Here is an 18261-nt window from a genome sequence, read left to right on the forward strand (position 1 = left end):
CGAGCTTGCACAGCAAGTGCAGTCGTCGCGTGCGGCGCCCGCATCCACTATTGAACGTGCGTAGAACTCACGGCAAGTCCCTGCCGATCTTTGCGGCCGAACGCAAACACGTCAGCCGAGGGTGGCTCCGATAAACGCAAACACCGGCCCGTGGATCCAACTGTCCGCAAACAAGTCAAAGGCCGGAAGGGCCCATTCCGGGTTGCGCCGGGGCCTGTCCCTCAGGAAAGACTGACTCTTACTCATCACGTACTCATGCGAGGGGGATCCGTGGCTGCAGTCGGCCGTGTAAGAGAGAGCTACTGGGAAGGATGCGGTCCCGACCGCATAGAGTTCGTCCGCCGCTTCCGTCACTTGCTCAGCATCATTCCCAACGCAAAGCAAGGAGCTCGGGCCCGACATCTGAACGTCCCGCTCAGCAGCCTGTCCTGCTACTGGAGCGGTCGCCGGGTGCCCGGTGTCAAGCGGCTGAGGGCGATGCACCAGGCGCTCTCCGGCTCCATCGCCCCGGAGGAAGTACCCGTGGCCCTCGCTGAGCTTGAGCTGCTCCGCAGCTCCGCTGTGCGGCGGGGGCGCGACGTTGCCGCAGCATCGAACATATCCCGGTGGCGGATCTCTCCCCAGGTTGGTGCCCGTGAGTCGGCCTCCGATGTACCCGCTGGCACTCGTCCGGCACCCCGGCAGGCAGCGGACCGGCGCAACGCCACAAACGCCGTCTGCCAGACGCTCGGTGTCCTGGTGGCTGCGCACGATGCCGGTGACCGTCGGAGTGTGCTCGGAATCTCCTGGTCCGCCAGCAAGACCATGACTGCGGACGAGATCAGTTTGACTGTGAACGAACTGCATGTCACGGGACGGGTGGATCTGGCCGAGGCTGTCCTCATGGGCGGGCGTGAGCGCACTCAGGAGGAGGCCATGCGCATTGCCCTCGCTCTTATCGCTCTTGGACTCACCACGTACGCGGAGCTGGTTATGCGTGTTGCCCTTCCCCCCGAGAGCGGCTGATCCCGCCGACATCCGCGACTGACTGCTCAGCCGCGGCTAGATCAATTGCCCCCTGACTCTGACTGACTGTTGATCCGTCGGTGTCATGACACATGTCCATCTGTCCCTTGAGTACCTACGGAGAACCCTCATGGAGAATGCCGGCGACCGGTGCAGCGGCTGGTCCGAGGTCACGACCCGCGTGGAGCGGAAGATTGACCTGGAGCCCAAGATTCACCAGGGCGGCGATTGGTCCACCATCGAAACGGTCACCGTGACGGTGGTGCGCAGCGGCAGCGCGGATACCATGCCCTCCGGGACGCCGGACTGAGATCCTGCTGGCTGTTTTGCGCCCACTCTCAGTGCTGACCTGATCAGCATGTCCCCAGCCGCCAAGGTGACCACTGGGCATTCCCTCTTTCCAAGAAGAGGTATGCCGGTGGCGAAGGGTGGTCCTGCTCCCCTTGCCGAGCTGGCGTTGCAGGGGAAGGTGCGCCGACCGTCCTTCCCCTGCGCGACGACACGCTCGATCTACATGTCTCGCGGGAAGCCGTTCAACGTGATGGGAGCTTCGGTGCGGGCCGGTCGACTGCTTCGTCCTTGCTCACCGCGACCCAATGGCATCCGTCGAGCTCCGCAGATGGGCGGTCGCCGTGGACGGGCTGTGCACGGGCGACTTTGAAGCTCACAAATTCGCCTTTTTCTGGCACGGGTCCGCCGAGTGCCTCAGCAACCGCTCGATGGTTTGTCGAGTCGCCAGTGATGATGATGCCCTCTTGTCGCAAGGCTGGGCGTGCGCGCGTTCCGTTTTTGTCATCCCGGACTCGAGCCATGTAGTCGTACTGCCGTGCGAGAGTTCTCACCACGTTGCGGTCGATCCGGCGTCGCTGAATCAGCCGGAACAATTCGTTAACTTTCCCCTGCCCTGACTTCGGCGCGAAAATTTTTGACTGGAGGGACGGATCCAGGTGTAGTAGAAGGTTTTCCTTCAGGGGCTTTCGGCGCCAAAGCCATGTAATCAGTGAGTGGTGATCCCTGGTCAGGCGGAACTTCCCGTCGCGATTGCCTTTCTTGGTGATGTTCCCGCTTACCGTCAGCTTCTGGCGATCGGCGCGGAGGAGGCCAGCGCTCCAGAGGCCCCGCTCGTCGTGGTCGTCTGCCCAGACAACGAGGCAGATCTCGTCCAGGGCTTCCGGCGGGATCATCCAGCCAAACTCCTTCTGCGAGAACTTACAGTCGACCTCAATGCCTTCGATCAGGTAGTCCATGTCCTGGCCGCTGGCGAACCCGAACTCTCGGAGGAGGTTGAGCTCCACGAGCGTGCCGGCATGAGTCTTCTCCGTCTTGTGGAGGTCCTTCCAGTCGAAACGGCCGGTGTGCTCACCGTCGAGCAACTGATCTATGGCCTCTCGGAGCACCCGAGCGAAGCGCTGGCCATCGGGGTCACACCTCATCAAATACTGGTGCACCAGCATCAGTTCAGGGTCATCGCAGACGCCAGGTCCCGGACCTGGCATGGCGAACAGGGTCACTCAGTGCTCCTTCACGGAAGGTTAAGAACACGTTGGCACCTGTCATGACTCCCGGGTTACGGGACTAGTTCCCGTCAGTCTGAGTTGTTTGGAACGACGATGCTGCTGGCGTGCCGGGAGTCCTTCGCCCGGAACCGGAGCAGGCGGCGAGATGAGTCGGTCGCGCAGGTCGGCGGTATCAGAGTGAAGGCCATGATGACCTTTGACGGATCGGCGATGCCATTGGGTGCGGCGGCGCGGTATCAGCGTCGCTTTGACCCTCCACAACCGGGCACAGCAGGACTACTCCGGTGGATGCGCTGGTGGCACCTTCAGGGGACCCTGCGCAGTCGATTGTGAGCTGCGCTGCGGTTCGGTGTTCCATGCTCGCGATACGACCGAAGGCAGTCTTTCCTGCCTGGCGGCTACGGCGGACGTGCGAGAAGTGGGACGAGCCGAGGATGCTTGCTTCGATCCGGCTGGAGCGCGAGAGCTGTGGAGCGATGAGCAGCCAGCCGTCTACCTTGGCCAGCTTGCCGTCGAGTTGTGAGAGATAGGTCAGGTAGGGCCGGAAGAGGTTAGGACGTTCCCACTCAATTCCGCTCAGGATGCTCATCAGGTCGGTCGACGAGATCCTGGCAGTAGCCCGGGTCGGCGAACGTGAAGTCGGCCTGGGCGCGCGCGGTCAGCCAGCGGCGGCCGGTCGACGGGCTTTGCTTGGTACGGCTGATGACGGTAAGTGAGTCGGCCACGCTCGGCTTCCGAAACCCGCACGAAGTGCCTCAAGTAGAGTCACGACATCGCCCTCGCAGCGCGGGGATCGAGTGTCCACTCCGCTGGAGGGGCTTCACCGGGTGGAAACACCGCACTTGAAGGAATCGCCACACATGAGCGACAGCCGCACCATCACCAACCCTGCCGGGCTGCACGACCCCACCCCGTTCGGTTACAGCCATGCTGCTTCCGCACCCGGCGAGCTGGTGTTCATCGGTGGGCAGTACGCCTCCGACGACACCGGTCAGGTCGTGCCCGGTGACTTCGCCGCACAGGTCGAGCGGTCCTTCGGCAACCTGCGCATCGCGCTCGCCGGTGTCGGTCTCGGCTTCGAACATGTCGTACGGCTCGGCACGTACATCGTCGACCATGACCTGGAGAAGCTGGAGATCCTCGGCAAGGCGCTGCACGGCGCCTGGGCCGACCGGCTGCCCGCCCAGACGCTCAGCGGGGTCGCTTCGCTCGCGCTGCCCGGGATGCTCTTCGAGATCGACGCGGTCGCGGTCCGCCCGGCCGAGGGACCCGAAAGCTAGGAGCGTGGGTCGGTAACGGGCAACCGACTAGGACCTGTCCTGGCGATCTCGCGGCTGGGCCTTGACCTCAAGCCTGCTTGAGGTCCCAGAGTGATCTGCATGGACACCGAAACCGCAGATATTAAAGCCATCGAACAGGTCGTCACCACTGTCGAGCACGCTCAGCGCGCCAAAGACGTCGAGGGGTTCCTCGCGCTCTTCCACCCCGAAGCTCTCTGGACCACCGGCCACGGCAAGGTCCTGATCGGTTTCGACGCGATCGCCGAGTTCACCCGCGCCGTGCTGCCCGCAGCCAGCTGGGATGGTGAGATCACCTACGAGGCAGTGCACACTCAATTCCTGCGGCCCGACGTGGCGGCCGTCAAGGTTCGGCAGGTCTATCACTCGCCAGAGGGCGAAACGGAAGGCACTCCGCTCTACGTCATGACGAAGCAGGATGACGGGAGGTGGCTGCTGCACGCATGCCAGAACACCGAAGTGCGGTTCGAATAGAACCCGAATGATCACGTGACTGGGCCGCTCGCGCGGCGGGTTCACCAGCAAGCTGCACCTGAGCGCGGACGGCCGCTGCCGCCCGCTGTCCCTGGTCGTCACGTCGGGGCAGCGGGCGGACTGCACTCAGTTCGAGCCGGTGCTGGAGAAGATCCGCGTCCCGCGCATCGGGCCGGGCAGACCGCGCACAAGGCCCGACAGCCTCGCCGCGGACAAGGCCTACAGCAACGGCCCCTGCGGCCAGTACCTGCGCTGATCCTCGGCACCGCAACCACAGCGGCCCTGGTCATCTGGCTCCGCACTTGATCGCCCGGACAGGTCCTAGCCGGGCTCGGTCCGCAGCTTGCGGGCCATGCGTTCCTTGAGCTGCCCGCACGCGTGTCTCACACTTCGCGGGTCTTCAGTGGAGCGAAGCCCGAGCAGTTCCTACGGAGTTGATGGCTTCGGACCCCTTACGGCTTTGCCGATTTCGGATGGCCAAGCGGGCCTGTATTGCGCAACGAAGTCGGCGAAGTCCTCGCACAGGTACTTCGGATCAGACGGCTTCAGCCGTATCTGCTGGTGACCCGTGTGCACGCACCAGATCTCGAAGTCGGTCACAGTCCCCTCGACAGGCCAGTCCTCGTTTCGTCCACGAGGCAGAAGCACGACGTCGACGAACCCTTCGACACTGAGGCCGATGTCCACGAAGACACCGATCACCCCGGGCTTGGGCACCCGGACGACTGTGCCCGTGACGACCTGACCGAAGCGCAGCTCACCTTGAACTCGCTCCCACTCCGCCTCCGTCACCATTCACGCATCCTCGCACGAGCACCGGCCCGGACAGGAGGGGCGGTCCTGGCACCCGAGCCATCGCCCGGCGCGTCTCTGGCGAACCGCGTTCCTCGGGCCTCGGCGCCCCTCAGACCTCGGCCGCCGTGCTCCGTACGTAACCGAGCCCGGGGCGGTCGTTCAGCAGGATTTCTTCTCCGGTGGGGACGAACCCCGTGCGGGCCAGGACCGTGCGTGAGGCCGTGTTGTCGAGCGCGGCTGCTGCGCGCAGTGTGGTCAGGCCGTACTCGGTGGCGGCCAGGGTGCAGAGTTGGCGGACGGTGGCCGTGGCCAGGCCCCGGCGGGTGGCCTTTTCGGCTATACGGAAGCCCAGGTCGGCGGAGCCGTCCGCGACGTCGACCAGGTTGAACCGGCCCAGGATCTCGCCCTCGGTGTCCACCAGGAGGTGGAAGTGGCAGAGTCCGGCGGCCTGTTCGGCGAGCAGGGCGGCGTGCCGGGCGTCGAAGCGGGCGAAGTAGTCGTCGCCGCGATCCGGCACCGATGCGGCGAAGAAGGCGCGGTTCTCCTGTTCGAACGCGAGCAGGGCCGGGGCGTGATCGGCGCGGAGGCGCTGGAGTTCGGGCATGGGGGAAGGGTACGGGGGCTGGGGCCAGAGGTCTTGCCGTGGCGGGAAGGGACGTGGACCTGCGATCGGGGGCCCTGCCGTGGCGGGGCCCCCGATCGACCGGGGCCGTCACTCCGCCCCGTGGCACTCCCGGTAGTTCCGTCCCGATCCGCACCAGCAGGGTGCGCTGCGGGCCGGGGGCCAGGGGACCGCTCGGCCGCGGGCGGCGAGGGTGGTGGCGTACTGGGGGAGGAGGTCCGGGTCGGCCGGGGACGTTGCTTCCGAGGCGGCGAAGGCCTCGTACGACGGGACCGTGCCCGTCACGATGCCGAGGTTCGGGGTGCCGGCCTGGTGGAGGTCCCGGAGCGCGGCTTCCAGGCGGGCCAGGTGGTCGGCGTGGGAGGGGTACTCGCCGCGCAGGACCGGGTACGCGTTGAGGAGTTCGTCGAGTTCGGTGGCCGGCCAGTGCAGCACCGCCACCGGGAACGGGCGGGACAACGCGGTGCGGTACGTGCCCAGTTCGGCGCGGAGGCGGGTGATCTCGGCCCGGAGCTCGCCCGGGTCCGAGGAGCCCAGCGCCCACAGGCGCTTCGGGTCGTGCAGCTCGTCCAGCGGGACGGAGGCCGTGTGGACGGTGTCGGCCAGCTCGTCCCAGACGTCGTGCTCGACGCCCATCAGCCTTCGCACACGGTGGCGGCCGATCAGCAGCGACTGCGTGGCGTACGGGACCTCCTCGCCCGGCGTGAGGAGAAGCGTCAGCGCGGTCGTGAAGCAGTCGTGGGCAGCCTCCAGCTCGTCGTGCGATTCGAGGGTCTCGGCCGCGATCTCCCAGGGCGCCGGGTCGAGTGGGCCCGCGGCACGGATGCCGTCGATGATCGCGCGGGCCTCGGCCTCGTGGCCGTACTCCCACAGGTTGGCCGCGTTCAGGGCCTTGACCAGGTGTGGGTGGTCGAGGTCGGGGGAGCCGAGCAGTTCGTCGTAGAGGGTGGTGGCGCGGGCGCGGTCACCGGCGAGCTCCAGATGGGCCGCGGCCTGGAGGAGCAGCGGCTCGCGGTCCTCGGGGTACTGCGCCGCGGTGCGCAGCAGGCGCTCGGCTTCGGTGGTGTGGTCAGCAGGCGTGTCGGGGCGCATGAACCACACCGTACTGCTGTACGGCACCTGGACGGAGGGATGTTCCGGCCCTGGAGAGTTACGGCACATGGCCCTATCGTGCGGGCCGTGCGGGAGCGGATACCGGTCGTGGTGCAGCGGAACTCGCGAGGGCGTCGGGTCGCCGCGCGCGGATTGTGGACGGGCGCCGAGGTGGTGGTGACCCTGGGTGTCGTCCTGTTGTTGCTCGTTGTTCATCAGCTGTGGTGGACCAACCGGCAGGCCCGCGCCGACGCCCAGCACAAGGTGCAGGCCCTTCAGAGGGAGTGGGGGGAGCCGCACGGGCAGCCGCAGGAGCAGCCGCGACAGCCACAGGGGCCGGCGGACGGCACGGGGAGCAGCGGCGGGTCCGGACGTGGGGCTTCCGGCGGGCGTTCGTCCGGGGGCCGCACCGCACCCCCCGCGCCCCGCTGGGACCAGGCGTACGCCGTCATCCGTATCCCGCGGCTCGGGCTCACCGCCCCCGTCGCCCAGGGCATCAGCAAACGAGGCGTCCTCGACAAGGGGTACGTCGGGCACTACCCGCGCACCGCACAGCCCGGCCGGGCCGGGAACTTCGCGCTCGCCGGGCACCGCAACACGCACGGCGAACCCTTCCGGCACATCAACCGGCTGCGGCGCGGGGACCGGATCGATGTGGAGACCCGGGACGCCGTCTACACGTACACCGTCGACCGGACGCTCGGGCAGACCAGCGCCCGTGACAGCGGTGTCATCGCGGCCGTTCCGCGCAGCAATGTGAAGCCGTACGCCGGGTACAGCACCGCCGGTTCCTATGTGACGCTCACTACATGCACGCCCGAATTCACCTCCCGGTACCGGCTTGTCGTATGGGGGAAACTGACGGGGGTCCGGGCGCGGTAGCGGTGTCGCACTAAGGTTCCCTGACGTGCTCAGACGACGTCCGCAGTTGTTGTGGTTGCTGGTCCCCCATGTCCTGTACCTGGGGGCGCTGCCGTTCGTGAACCGGGTCCATCCCGTGGTTCTCGGGCTGCCGTTCCTCTTCGTGTGGCTGCTCGGGGCGACCCTGCTCACACCCGTCGCCGTATGGCTGACCCGACGGGGGGACCGCCGGTGAACGCCGCAGTCGCGACCTCCGTCTTCGGGGTCTTCATGGTCGTCACCGTCGCCCTCGGGCTGCTCGCGATGCGCGGGCGGCGGAGAGGGAGCGGCGAGGGTGGCGGGCTCGCGGAGTGGTCCGTGGGCGGGCGCAGCCTCGGGACCGTGTTCATCTGGGTGCTGATGGCCGGCGAGGGCTACACCAGCTTCAGCTACCTGGGCGCCGCGGGATGGGGCTACAACTACGGGGCGCCCGTGCTCTACGTGGTGGCGTACATGTCCTGCGGTTACGCCCTCGGCTACGTCGTCGGGCCGATGCTCTGGGCGTACGCACGCAAGCACGGACTCGTCGGGATCACCGACATGGTGGCGCACCGCTTCGGACGGCCCTGGCTCGGTGCGCTGGTCGCCGTCCTCGCGACCGTCTTCCTGCTGCCGTACATCCAGCTCCAGATCACCGGCATGGGCGTGGTCGTATCGACCATCTCCTACGGCGCCATCAGCCTGAACTGGGCCTACTTCATAGCCTTCGCCGTCACCACCGGCTTCGTCGTGGTGAGCGGGCTGCGCGGCAGCGCGTGGGTGTCCGTCCTCAAGGACATCCTCGTGATCGCCACGCTCGGCTTCCTCGCCCTCTACGTACCGATCCACTACTTCGACGGATACGGGCCCTTCCTCGACCGGCTCGTCACCGAGAAGAGCCAGTGGCTGACCTTCCCCGGGCACGGGGACAGCGGGCTCGGGCAGGCGTGGTTCATCACCACCTCGTTCCTCAACTCCCTCACCGTGGTGATCTTCCCGACGACCGTCGCCGGCTATCTCGGCGCATCGAGCGCCGACGTACTGCGCCGCAACGCGATGTGGCTGCCCGCCTACAACGTGCTGCTCTTCGTGCCGATGCTGCTCGGCATGGCCGCTCTCTTCGTCGTGCCGGGGCTCGTCGGCGCCGAGTCCAACCTGGCGCTCTTCAAGCTTGTCGTGGACTCGCTGCCGGCCTGGGCGGTCGGCGTCATCGGTGTGGCGGCGGCTCTGTCGTCGATCGTGCCGATGGCCGTCTTCATGCTGGTCATCGGAACGATGTGGGGGCGCAGTGTGCTGTCGCTCGTGCCGCGGTGGGAGCGGCGGCAGAAGGGCGCCGCCCAGACCGTCGTGGTGGCCGCGGGTGTGATCGCGCTCGTGCTCACGTACACCGCGCCGAACACCCTCGTACGGCTCTCCCTCATCTCGTACGAGGGGATGGCGCAGCTGCTCCCCATGGTGCTGCTGGGGCTGATGTGGCGGCGGCTGACCCTGCTCGGGGCGATGAGCGGGCTGGTCGTCGGCGTGGGCATGGTGTGCGGGTTCGTGTTCACGGAGAACGATCCGGTGTGGGGGGTGAACGCGGGCATCGTGGCGCTCGGTGCCAACCTCGTCGTCGCGCTCGCCGTGACGTACGCGGGCCCGCGCGAGCACGACGACCGGCCGGACAGCGAGGTGCTCGCGCGGGACGAGATCGGGTCTCCGGAAAAGGACGCGGAGCTCAGCGGCGCTCCCGCAGGAGCGGAGCTCAGCGGCGTTCCCGCAGGAACAGGACACTGACCGTCGTCGGCAGGGCCGGACCCACCGACAGCAGCAGCGCGCCGTCCGCGCCCGAGCCCCTCGCGGCGATCGCGATCGTCAGCGGCGGCCGTAGTCGTCGGCGAGGCTGCCCACGATCAGGAACGGCTCGCGCCGCACCGACTGCCGCAGCCGTTGGAGACCGATCGCGCCTGAGCGCGGACGGGTATATCGGACCCATCGTGTATAACGGCTGGAGTACCGAACGCACACCTGCGCGAAAAGTGTGGCTGCGTGAGCCCGGCCGTCAGGCCGCGAAGGGGAAGAAGGGAGGGGCCGATGAGCGGTGACGTGAACCGTCTGCGTGGTGGCCTCGCCCAGCTGCTCCGCCCTGTCGGACTGCTGCTCTTCCTCGTCACCGAAGTCCTCCTCGCCGAGGGCGGCAGCCTCTCCGCCGCCGTCGCGCTCGCCGCCACCGCGGCCGCCGGCTCCGCGCTCGCCGTCGCCTCGGTCATCAGCGCCCGCTGCGCCGTCCCCGTGCCCCGCACCCGGGTCCGTACGGCCATACGCGACCGGGAGAAACGCACCGCGTTCCTGCCGCAGCGAGACCCGGACGCCAAGGGACGCAGACGCCCCCGAGCCCCCGGCCGTGCCCTCCCGACGGCCGCGTAGGGGCTCACACCAGTAGTAGGCACCCCTCGCGGTTCGTCATGCCGAGTTCGCTCTTCTTCCCGGCAAGACGAGACCCCCGGAGGGCTCACCCATGTCCGTCATCATGTCCGCGTTCGCCGCCCTGGTCGGCGTGCTGGCCGATGTGCTGCACCCGCTCTTCCAGGGCGCGTCCACCGCCGCCGCGATCGTGCTGTTCACGGCGCTCGTGCGGCTCGCGATACACCCCCTGTCGCGGGCCGCGGCGCGCGGGCAGAAGGCCCGCACCAGGCTCCAGCCGCAGATCGCCGAACTGCGCAAGAAACACCGCAAGAACCCCGAGCGCATGCAGAAGGCGCTCATGGAACTGCACAAGGAGGAGAAGGTCTCGCCGCTCTCCGGCTGCCTGCCCAGCCTGTTGCAGATGCCCGCCTTCTTCCTCCTCTACCACCTCTTCTCCAGCCCGGAGATCGGCGGCGACCCCAACGAGCTGCTCGGCCACCAGCTCTTCGGAGCCCCGCTCGGCGAGCACTGGCAGGACGCGCTCGCGCACGGCGGGCCGTCCGGGGCGCAGGGCATGGTCTACCTCGGCCTGTTCGCGATCGTCGCCGTCGTCGCCACCTTCAACTTCCGGCGGACGAAGCGGCAGATGGCCGCCAACCCCGTCACCCCGACCACCGGCCCCGACGGACAGCCGGTCCCGGGCATGGGCATGATGACGAAGCTGATGCCCCTGATGTCCTTCGCCACCCTCTTCACCGTGTCCGTCGTACCGCTCGCCGCCGCGCTGTACGTCGTCACGAGCACCACCTGGACCGCGGTCGAGCGGGCCGTCCTCTACCGCGACATGCCGGCCGCGGGCGCCGCCGTGGCCACCGCGGCGTAATCGGGACGGCGAGTGCGCCGGTCCAGTGTGTGAACAGGGTCTTGCGGAGTGATCGGATGTCTTGGACGATCGGACAAGCCTGCGGTGGCCGCCACCCATCCGACGGGCCCGATCTCGACCAAGGAGAGAAAGACCGTTGAAGCTGCTTCGTGTGGGTACGGCAGGCGCGGAACGACCGGCACTGCTGGACGAGGGCGGAACCCTGCGTGACCTGTCGGGAATCGTCACCGACATCGACAGCGCGCTGCTCGCCGACGAGTCCGCGCTCGCCCGGGTACGGGCCGCCGCGGCCGCGCCCGGCGAGCTGCCCGAGCTCGACGCCGAGGGGCTTCGGGTCGGGCCGCCGCTCGCCCGGATCGGCAAGATCGTGTGCATCGGGCTGAACTACCACGACCACGCCACCGAGACCGGTGCGGAGATTCCCGCCGAGCCGATCCTGTTCTTCAAGGCGGCGGACACCGTCGTCGGGCCCGACGACACGGTGCTGGTGCCGCGCGGCAGCGTCAAGACCGACTGGGAGGTCGAGCTCGCGGTCGTCATCGGGCGCACCGCTCGCTACCTGGAGTCCGCCGAGGAGGGGCTCGCACATGTCGCCGGATACGCGACGGCGCACGACGTCTCCGAGCGCGAGTTCCAGATCGAGCGCGGCGGCACCTGGGACAAGGGCAAGAACTGCGAGACGTTCAACCCGCTGGGGCCGTGGCTGGTGACGGCGGACGAGATCGCCGACCCGCAGGCGCTGCCGCTGAAGCTCTGGGTCAACGGTGAGCTGAAGCAGGACGGCACGACGGCCGACCAGATTTTCCCGGTGGGCGAGGTGGTCCGGTATCTCAGCCACTTCATGACGCTGTACCCGGGCGATGTGATCAACACCGGGACGCCCGCGGGGGTCGCTCTGGGGCAGCCCGAGCCCAAGCCGTACCTGAGGGCGGGGGATGTCGTGGAGCTGGAGATTGCGGGGCTGGGGCGGCAGCGGCAGGAGCTGAAGGACGCGTAGCGGTGGTGTTGGGGGCGGGGCGGTTCGCCGGGGGCGTCCGGGTGGCCGCTCTGTCCTCAAGCGCCGGACGGGCTTGATTTGACCGGTTGTAAAGGTCGGAGGGGTGGGGTGCTGCTTCAAGCAGCACCCCACCCCTCCTTCCCGTCATGCGCCGATCGTCGTCGCGAACTGTTCCAGCGCCTCGACCACCAGGGCGTGGTCCTCCGCCTGGGGCAGGCCCGAGACCGTCACCGAGCCGATGACGCCCGCGCCCTCGACCGCGATCGGGAACGAACCGCCGTGCGCGGCGTACGTGTCCGGGTCCAGGCGCGAGGACTCGTCGAACGTCGTCCCCTTCGCCCGGAACCGCGATCCGACCAGGTACGAGCTCTCGCCGTACCGTTCCACGACCTTGCGCTTGCGGTCGATCCAGGCGTCGTTGTCCGCGCTCGATCCCGGCAGCGCGGCATGGAACAGCTGCTGTGCGCCGCGGCGGATGTCGATCGCGATCGGGGCGTGCCTTTCCCGGGCCATCGAGACGAGCAGGCCGCCGAGCGCGTACGCGTCGTCGTAGCTGAAATGCGGCAGCGTCAGTCGGCGTTCCTGAGCGATGAGCTCGGAGATGGTCGGAGCGGTGGGGTTCATACGGTCTGCTCCTCGGTATCGGTATCGGCGGAGGCGGACGGGGTTGCGGCGGGCAGGGGCACGGTGACGCCCTCGCGGGCCGAGCGGCGCGCGGCCTCCAGTACGTCCAGGGCAGCGGCGGCCTGGAGGGCGGTCACTGGATTGTCACCCTTTCCGCGCAGTGCGTCGGTGACCGCCGCGTAGTACGCGGGGTAGTCGCCCGGCAGCGTACGGACCGGGGCGCCACCGCCCGTCAGCGGGGACTCGCCCGAGCCGATCCGGCCCCACAGGTGTTCGGGCTCCTCGCCCCACGGCCGGCCGTCCGTCGGACGCGCGCCCGCGCGCAGGTCGGCCTCCTGCGGGTCGAGGCCGTACTTCACATAGCCGGCGGTCGAGCCGAGCACCCGGAAACGCGGGCCGAGCTGGGCCGTGGTGGCGCTGACGTACAGATGCGAGCGGACCCCGTTCGCATGGGTGATCGCGAGAAACGTGTCGTCGTCGGCGGCGGCGCCGGGGCGGCGTACATCGGACTCCGCGTACACCTGTACCGCCGGTCCGAACAGGACGAGCGCCTGGTCGACGACATGGCTGCCCAGGTCGTACAGCAGCCCGCCGATCTCCTGAGGATCGCCCGACTCGCGCCAGCCGCCCTTCGGCTGCGGGCGCCACCGCTCGAAACGGGACTCGAAGCGCTGTACGTCCCCCAGCTCACCGTCCGCGACCAGGCGGGCGAGAGTGAGGAAGTCGTTGTCCCAGCGGCGGTTCTGGAAGACCGAGAGCAGCAGCCCGCGCTCCTCGGCGAGGGCCGCGAGCTCCCGTGCCTCGGCGGCCGTACCGGCGATCGGCTTGTCCACGACGACCGGCAGACCGGCCTCGATCGCGGCGGTCGCGATCGGGACATGGGTCCTGTTCGGCGACGCGATCACGATCAGATCGAGTTCGTCCGCGCGCCCCCACAGCTCCTCGGGCGACGCGGCGAACCGTACGCCGGGGAACTCGGCGCGCGCCTGCGCCTGCCGCTCCTCGTTCGAGGTGACGACCGTGTCGAGGACCAGGCCCTCGGTCGCGGCGATCAGCGGGGCGTGGAAGACGGAACCCGCCAGGCCGTAGCCGACGAGTCCGACGCGCAGGGGGGTCTCGGACAGCCCGGGCGTCTCGTGAGTCGCGTTGCCAGTCATGCCCGCCACTTAAGCAACGCTGTTGCCAAAGTGCAAGCGACCGGGACAATGGGGCTGTGAACAGGAGTAATAGCGGCGCGAACCTGCCAACGCTGCGCAGCCACAATGCGGCGTTGGTGCTGGATCTGCTGCGGGTGGCGGGTGAGCGCGGCATCAGCAGGCTCGAACTCGCCGAGCGTACGGGGCTCACGCCGCAGGCCGTCAGCAAGATCACCGCCCGGCTGCGCGCCGAGGGCCTGGCGACCGATGCGGGCCACCGGGCCTCCACAGGGGGCAAGCCGCGCACCGTGCTGCGGCTGGTGCCGGACGCCGGGTACGCGGTCGGCCTGCACCTGGACCGCGACGAGCTGACGGTGGTGCTCGTCGACCTGGCCGGCGCGGTTGCCGCCGACCGTACCGCCCCGCTGGACTTCGGTGCCCCGGCGGACGAGGTGGTCGCGATGGCGGCGTACGCGGTCGCGGCGGTACGGGACGGGTGCGCGCAGCCCGTGGACCTGCCGGTGCTCGGGATCGGCGTGGCGGTGCCGGGGCCGCTCGACCACCGGGGCGGGGTGTTGCACCGCGTCACCGGGTTCCCGCAGTGGGACGGGTATCCGTTGCGGGACGCGCTCGCCGCGAGGACCGGGCTGCCCGTCGTCGTCGACAAGGACACCAACGCCGCGGCCCTGGGCCTCGCCCTGCGCGCGGCGGGCGCGGGCGACTTCGCGTATCTGCACCTCGGGACCGGGCTCGGCGCCGGGCTGGTCCTGGGCGGGGGGCTGCATCGCGGGGCCCGTACCGGGGCCGGTGAGTTCGGGCACCAGACCGTCCAGCTGGACGGGCCGGTGTGCAGCTGCGGGGGGCGCGGCTGCATCGAGGCGCTCTGTCTCGCCGCAGTCGCCCGCGGTGATGTCGCGGAGGCTGCACGGGTGCTGGGTACCGGCGCCGCCAACCTCGTCGGGCTGCTCGACATCGACCGGGTGATGCTGGGCGGCCGTACCGTCGCCGCCGACCCCGATGCGTACGTACGAGGCGTCCGCGCCGTGATCGACGAGCGCGCCCGGCTGGGCGGCATCGACGCGCCGGTGCCGGTCACCGCCGCCGGGGGAGGGGACCGGCCGGTCGCGGAGGGGGCCGCGCAGCTGGTCCTGGCCCCGCTGTTCGGGCGGGTCGCAGGTGCGGACGTCGGAGGTGCGGACGGGGGCGCGGTCCTGGTCCCGTGACCGCCCGGCGGCCGAGCGAAGAGGCGCGGAAGCGGGGCGCAACTGAGCCGATCGAGCGGTTCCGGGCCCCCGGCCGGGCGGCCCTCCGGCAAGTCGGTGCGGGTCGCCTTGCGCGTGCGTGGCAGCGTCGCGGCCCAGAACCGGTGAACTCCGGCGCACGGGGCGAGCCGACCGTCTCGCGAGCAGCGAAGGGTGCCCCCCACATGCCCCCCACACCGCCCCCGTCCGGCAGGCCTTCCGCTTCCACCCCTGCATCCACCCCCGCGGCCGGTCCGGTACCCATCCCCCTGTCCTCCGCCGCCTCCACCCCCGCATCCCCCGCCCCCGCGCGTCCTCCCTCGCCCCCGCAACCGCTCCCCGGGCGGACGCGGCACGGGCTCGCGCTCGGGCTGGCGGCGGCGAGTGTGGTTCCCGTCGTCCTCAGTGGCACATCCGCCGCACCCGCCTCCGCCGCACCTTCGGCCACCCCGGTCTCGAAGCCGGACTCCGCCACCGCCGACCAGCAGCCCACCTGCGGTGATCCCGCGGCGAGCGACTTCCCGATCAGCACCCGTATCCACGGCGGCCCGGACACCTACGCATCCGGCGGCGGCTACGGAACCTGGTTCCTGGACCTCACCAACACCACCACCGAGCCGTGCCGGGCCATCCATCCGGTGCTGGTCCTCACCGACGAGGACCGGAAGCTGACCTCCGACCAGATCCAGCTGGAGTTCTCCGAGCCGAGCCGTCCCGATGTGGAGCACCGCGTCACCTGGGAGACCACCGACCAGGACGAACACATCGGCGTCTTCGGCGGCGACGGCGACGGCGCCGACGCCTTCGACGGCTTCACCATCCCCGCGGGCCGTACCGTCACGGTCCAGGTCCGGATGGCGTTCACCTCGGACACCAGCCCTGGCCGGATCACCGCCAATGCCGCGATCGTCCAGCGGCAGCACGCAGCGAGCGGCGGGACCGGGAAGGACGACGGGGCCTGGGTCGGCGAGTCCGGCGAATACCCCTTCGCCGTCGTCGAGGACAGCGGCGAGACCGGTGAGATCGACGAGACCGGCGAGACCGGGGAGGTCGGCGGGACTGGGGAGGTCGGCGGGACCGGGGAGGTCGGCGGGACTGGGAAGGTCGCCGGGACCGGAAAGGTCGGCGACACTCCCCGCGACACCCTGCCCGACGAAGCCAGGCCCGGTGACACCGCCGTCACCGGTGACGCTCCGCGGCCGCTCGCACCCGGCCGGACCCCTGCCGACAGCGGCCTCCCCGAGCTGGCCGCAACCGGCCCGGCCACCGTTCCGTACCCCGGCATCACCGTTGCCGGGTTCCTGATCGGCGGCGGGGCCATGGTGGTCCGGTCCCGCCGTCTACGCCGCCGCCCCCGTCCCTGAACCGCCCCTTCCGCACCCGTCGCCAGGCCCGTCCGCGCCTGGGCGTTCACGGGTGTGCTGACTGCCGGCGCCGCACAACGCGGTGCCGCCGGCGTCCCCGCACACGGCGTACGGCAGGAGTCCCACATGGCAGAGCGCAAGCCGATCCGTGCGGGGCGGAGTGCCGGACCACCACTCAGACGAGGTCGACGAGGTCCGCGATCGAGTCCACGACCTTCGTCGGCCGGTACGGGTAGCGCTCGATGTCGGCCTTGGTCGTCAGCCCGGTGAGCACCAGGAAGGTTTCCATCCCGGCCTCCAGCCCGGCCAGCACATCGGTGTCCATCCGGTCGCCGATCATGGCGCTGGTCTCGGAGTGCGCACCGATCGTGTTCAGCGCACTGCGCATCATCAGCGGGTTGGGCTTGCCGACGAAGTACGGCTCCTTGCCGGTCGCCTTCGTGATCAACGCAGCGACGGAACCAGTGGCGGGCAACGCCCCCTCGGGTGAGGGCCCAGTGTTGTCGGGGTTGGTGGCGATGAAGCGGGCACCGTTGTTTATCAACCGGATGGCCTTCGTCAGGGCCTCGAACGAGTAAGTCCGTGTCTCACCCAAGATCACGAAATCGGGCTCGGCATCGGTCAGCACGTACCCGGCTTCATGCAAGGCGGTGGTCAGCCCCGCCTCGCCGATGACGTACGCCGTGCCGCCAGGGTGCTGGTTGTCCAAGAACTTGGCGGTGGCCAGTGCCGAGGTCCAGATGTTCTCGACCGGTACATCGAGACCGATCCGGCTGAGCCGCACGTGCAGGTCTCGGGCCGTGTAGATCGAGTTGTTCGTCAGGACGAGGAACGGCTTGCCCGAATCGCGGAGCTTCTTGATAAAGGCATCCGCGCCAGGGATCGGCACGCCTTCGTGCATCAGCACCCCGTCCATGTCGGTGAGCCACGATTCGATGGGCGCGTGGTCTGTCATGGGTGCGGCTCCTGCCATACGAGGACTCACTGGATGACCATGCTATTCACTCATCGCGTTCAGAGCCTGAACGTCTCGTAGCTCGGACCGGGCACAGGGGGAAACGCGTACGTGGCGAGACCCGTAGGTCACCTATTCGGCCCCAGAACTACCGTTCCCGCCCCGCGAAGCCGCCGACAGGACTCACCCCTGCTCACTACAACGCACTTCAGCTCAGCAATCCGACAGCAGCTCACAACCCCTTCCGGCCGTCCACGGTCGTCGATTCCATTGCCGATCCGGTCGACCTCGTCGACGTGAGCCGAGCCCGGCGGGGCACCCGCCCGAGGGGGCGGGGGGAGCGTTCCGGAGGGCCTTGCCTGCCCGCCCCTCCCGTGCTCCTGCGGATGCGAAAAGCCGGAGCAGGCGTGAACCTTCCCTAAGGAGGTTCACGATGCGTTCGATATCCCTCACGTTCTGTGTCGTCGCGGCCGTCGCGGCGACCCTGGTGCCGGCTTCCGCCGCACTGGCCGAATCCGGATCCGACCAGACGGGCTCGGACTCCCGCACCACACTCTCGGTGACCCCGCCCTCCGCCGCCCCGGGCGGCGACGTGGCCCTCAGGCTGGACGCCTGCGGGGGCAAGGAGGCCAAGGGCGATTCCGATGCCTTCGTCTCCCAGGCGCGCTTCTCGCCCGCCGCGGACGGGGGCCTCTTCGCGCAGGCCCGGATCAGCTCGGACGCCTCCCCGGGCGACCACGACATCCAGATCGTCTGTACGGACGACAAAGGCACCAGGACGACCGGCAGGGTCACCGTCATCGACCGCGACCGGGCCACGCCCCTCGCGCCGGTCAGTGCGGGAGGCGGCGGCACCGCCGTCCTCACCGACAAGGAAGCCCATCAGGACGGCCCCGGCGTCGTGCATGTGGTGATCGGTCTGGCCCTGGCCGCCGTCGCGGCCGCCGCCGTCGCGTTCCGCAGCGTGCGTCGTCGCCGTCCGGCCGAGGACTGA

Annotated in this window: 22 protein-coding genes; 14 read left to right on the forward strand and 8 right to left on the reverse strand. The window is 69.2% G+C overall.

All coding sequences use genetic code 11. The features are described 5' to 3' along the window. Positions 1–738 precede the first annotated feature (738 nt). Together OG953_RS27585 and OG953_RS27590 are read left to right on the forward strand one after the other, a co-directional pair. A complete protein-coding gene (locus OG953_RS27585; RefSeq protein ID WP_405687615.1) occupies positions 739–1005 on the forward strand; it encodes a hypothetical protein in 267 nt (88 codons plus the stop codon). A 130-nt stretch (positions 1006–1135) separates the two neighbouring features. Next, complete coding sequence (locus OG953_RS27590; RefSeq protein ID WP_405687617.1) at positions 1136–1315, forward strand: hypothetical protein; 180 nt, start codon at positions 1136–1138, stop codon at positions 1313–1315. Between the two features lie 223 nt (positions 1316–1538). Here OG953_RS27590 and OG953_RS27595 read toward each other — a convergent pair whose 3' ends face one another. Both OG953_RS27595 and OG953_RS27600 read right to left on the reverse strand, forming a co-directional pair. Next, positions 1539–2516 carry a NaeI family type II restriction endonuclease gene (locus OG953_RS27595; protein WP_405687618.1) on the reverse strand — a complete coding sequence of 326 codons (978 nt, stop codon included), beginning with the start codon at positions 2514–2516 and terminating at the stop codon, positions 1539–1541. A 572-nt stretch (positions 2517–3088) separates the two neighbouring features. Then, the gene (locus OG953_RS27600) at positions 3089–3247 is read right to left on the reverse strand and encodes a hypothetical protein (RefSeq protein WP_405687619.1); all 159 of its coding nucleotides are present in this window, start codon (positions 3245–3247) and stop codon (positions 3089–3091) included. 135 nt (positions 3248–3382) lie between these two features. On the opposite strand from OG953_RS27600, the gene OG953_RS27605 reads away from it, so the two are divergent. The 3 genes from OG953_RS27605 to OG953_RS27615 all read left to right on the forward strand — a co-directional run bounded on the left by OG953_RS27605 (position 3383) and on the right by OG953_RS27615 (position 4550). Continuing rightward, positions 3383–3802: a RidA family protein gene (locus OG953_RS27605; RefSeq protein WP_405687621.1), complete on the forward strand. Its 420-nt coding sequence runs from the start codon at positions 3383–3385 to the stop codon at positions 3800–3802. 99 nt (positions 3803–3901) lie between these two features. After that, positions 3902–4294, forward strand: coding sequence for an SgcJ/EcaC family oxidoreductase (locus OG953_RS27610; protein ID WP_405687622.1), 393 nt, complete (start codon positions 3902–3904; stop codon positions 4292–4294). 19 nt (positions 4295–4313) lie between these two features. Further along, complete coding sequence (locus OG953_RS27615; protein WP_405692097.1) at positions 4314–4550, forward strand: transposase; 237 nt, start codon at positions 4314–4316, stop codon at positions 4548–4550. A gap of 170 nt (positions 4551–4720) precedes the next feature. On the opposite strand, the gene OG953_RS27620 is transcribed toward OG953_RS27615, so the two are convergent. The 3 genes from OG953_RS27620 to OG953_RS27630 form a co-directional block, all read right to left on the reverse strand. Continuing rightward, positions 4721–5089, reverse strand: a complete 369-nt coding sequence (locus OG953_RS27620; protein ID WP_405687623.1) for a hypothetical protein — start codon at positions 5087–5089, stop codon at positions 4721–4723. Positions 5090–5198: 109 nt separating this feature from the next. Then, positions 5199–5693: a GNAT family N-acetyltransferase gene (locus tag OG953_RS27625; protein WP_405687625.1), complete on the reverse strand. Its 495-nt coding sequence runs from the start codon at positions 5691–5693 to the stop codon at positions 5199–5201. A 108-nt stretch (positions 5694–5801) separates the two neighbouring features. Next, positions 5802–6803, reverse strand: coding sequence for an SEC-C metal-binding domain-containing protein (locus OG953_RS27630; RefSeq protein WP_405687627.1), 1002 nt, complete (start codon positions 6801–6803; stop codon positions 5802–5804). A gap of 78 nt (positions 6804–6881) precedes the next feature. Between OG953_RS27630 and OG953_RS27635 the strand changes: the two genes are divergently transcribed. The 6 genes from OG953_RS27635 (at position 6882) to OG953_RS27660 (ending at position 11947) form a co-directional block, all read left to right on the forward strand. Beyond that, positions 6882–7685: a class E sortase gene (locus tag OG953_RS27635; protein ID WP_405687628.1), complete on the forward strand. Its 804-nt coding sequence runs from the start codon at positions 6882–6884 to the stop codon at positions 7683–7685. A gap of 55 nt (positions 7686–7740) precedes the next feature. Beyond that, positions 7741–7899 carry a DUF3311 domain-containing protein gene (locus OG953_RS27640; RefSeq protein WP_114249032.1) on the forward strand — a complete coding sequence of 53 codons (159 nt, stop codon included), beginning with the start codon at positions 7741–7743 and terminating at the stop codon, positions 7897–7899. Continuing rightward, a complete protein-coding gene (locus OG953_RS27645; protein ID WP_405687629.1) occupies positions 7896–9458 on the forward strand; it encodes a sodium:solute symporter in 1563 nt (520 codons plus the stop codon). Before OG953_RS27640 ends, OG953_RS27645 begins: the two co-directional genes overlap by 4 nt. Before the next feature lie 297 nt (positions 9459–9755). Further along, the gene (locus OG953_RS27650; RefSeq protein ID WP_405687630.1) at positions 9756–10088 is read left to right on the forward strand and encodes a DUF6412 domain-containing protein; all 333 of its coding nucleotides are present in this window, start codon (positions 9756–9758) and stop codon (positions 10086–10088) included. 91 nt (positions 10089–10179) lie between these two features. Continuing rightward, entirely contained in the window at positions 10180–10950 is a 771-nt protein-coding gene (locus OG953_RS27655) for a YidC/Oxa1 family membrane protein insertase (protein WP_405687631.1), read from the forward strand. Between the two features lie 136 nt (positions 10951–11086). Then, entirely contained in the window at positions 11087–11947 is an 861-nt protein-coding gene (locus tag OG953_RS27660) for a fumarylacetoacetate hydrolase family protein (RefSeq protein WP_405687632.1), read from the forward strand. Positions 11948–12091: 144 nt separating this feature from the next. Here OG953_RS27660 and OG953_RS27665 read toward each other — a convergent pair whose 3' ends face one another. Beyond that, positions 12092–12571, reverse strand: a complete 480-nt coding sequence (locus OG953_RS27665; protein WP_405687634.1) for a heme-degrading domain-containing protein — start codon at positions 12569–12571, stop codon at positions 12092–12094. Then, positions 12568–13728, reverse strand: coding sequence for a Gfo/Idh/MocA family oxidoreductase (locus tag OG953_RS27670; protein ID WP_405687636.1), 1161 nt, complete (start codon positions 13726–13728; stop codon positions 12568–12570). Before OG953_RS27670 ends, OG953_RS27665 begins: the two co-directional genes overlap by 4 nt. Positions 13729–13784: 56 nt before the next feature. On the opposite strand from OG953_RS27670, the gene OG953_RS27675 reads away from it, so the two are divergent. Beyond that, complete coding sequence (locus OG953_RS27675; RefSeq protein WP_405687637.1) at positions 13785–14930, forward strand: ROK family protein; 1146 nt, start codon at positions 13785–13787, stop codon at positions 14928–14930. Between the two features lie 287 nt (positions 14931–15217). Continuing rightward, entirely contained in the window at positions 15218–16312 is a 1095-nt protein-coding gene (locus OG953_RS27680; protein WP_405692099.1) for a hypothetical protein, read from the forward strand. A 175-nt stretch (positions 16313–16487) separates the two neighbouring features. Here OG953_RS27680 and OG953_RS27685 read toward each other — a convergent pair whose 3' ends face one another. Then, positions 16488–17267 carry an HAD-IIA family hydrolase gene (locus tag OG953_RS27685; RefSeq protein WP_405687638.1) on the reverse strand — a complete coding sequence of 260 codons (780 nt, stop codon included), beginning with the start codon at positions 17265–17267 and terminating at the stop codon, positions 16488–16490. Positions 17268–17700: 433 nt separating this feature from the next. Here OG953_RS27685 and OG953_RS27690 point away from each other — a divergent pair, with 433 nt between their 5' ends. Further along, positions 17701–18261, forward strand: coding sequence for a hypothetical protein (locus tag OG953_RS27690; RefSeq protein WP_405687639.1), 561 nt, complete (start codon positions 17701–17703; stop codon positions 18259–18261).

It is taken from the genome of Streptomyces sp. NBC_00057, assembly GCF_045041165.1.
Lineage (GTDB): Bacteria > Actinomycetota > Actinomycetes > Streptomycetales > Streptomycetaceae > Streptomyces.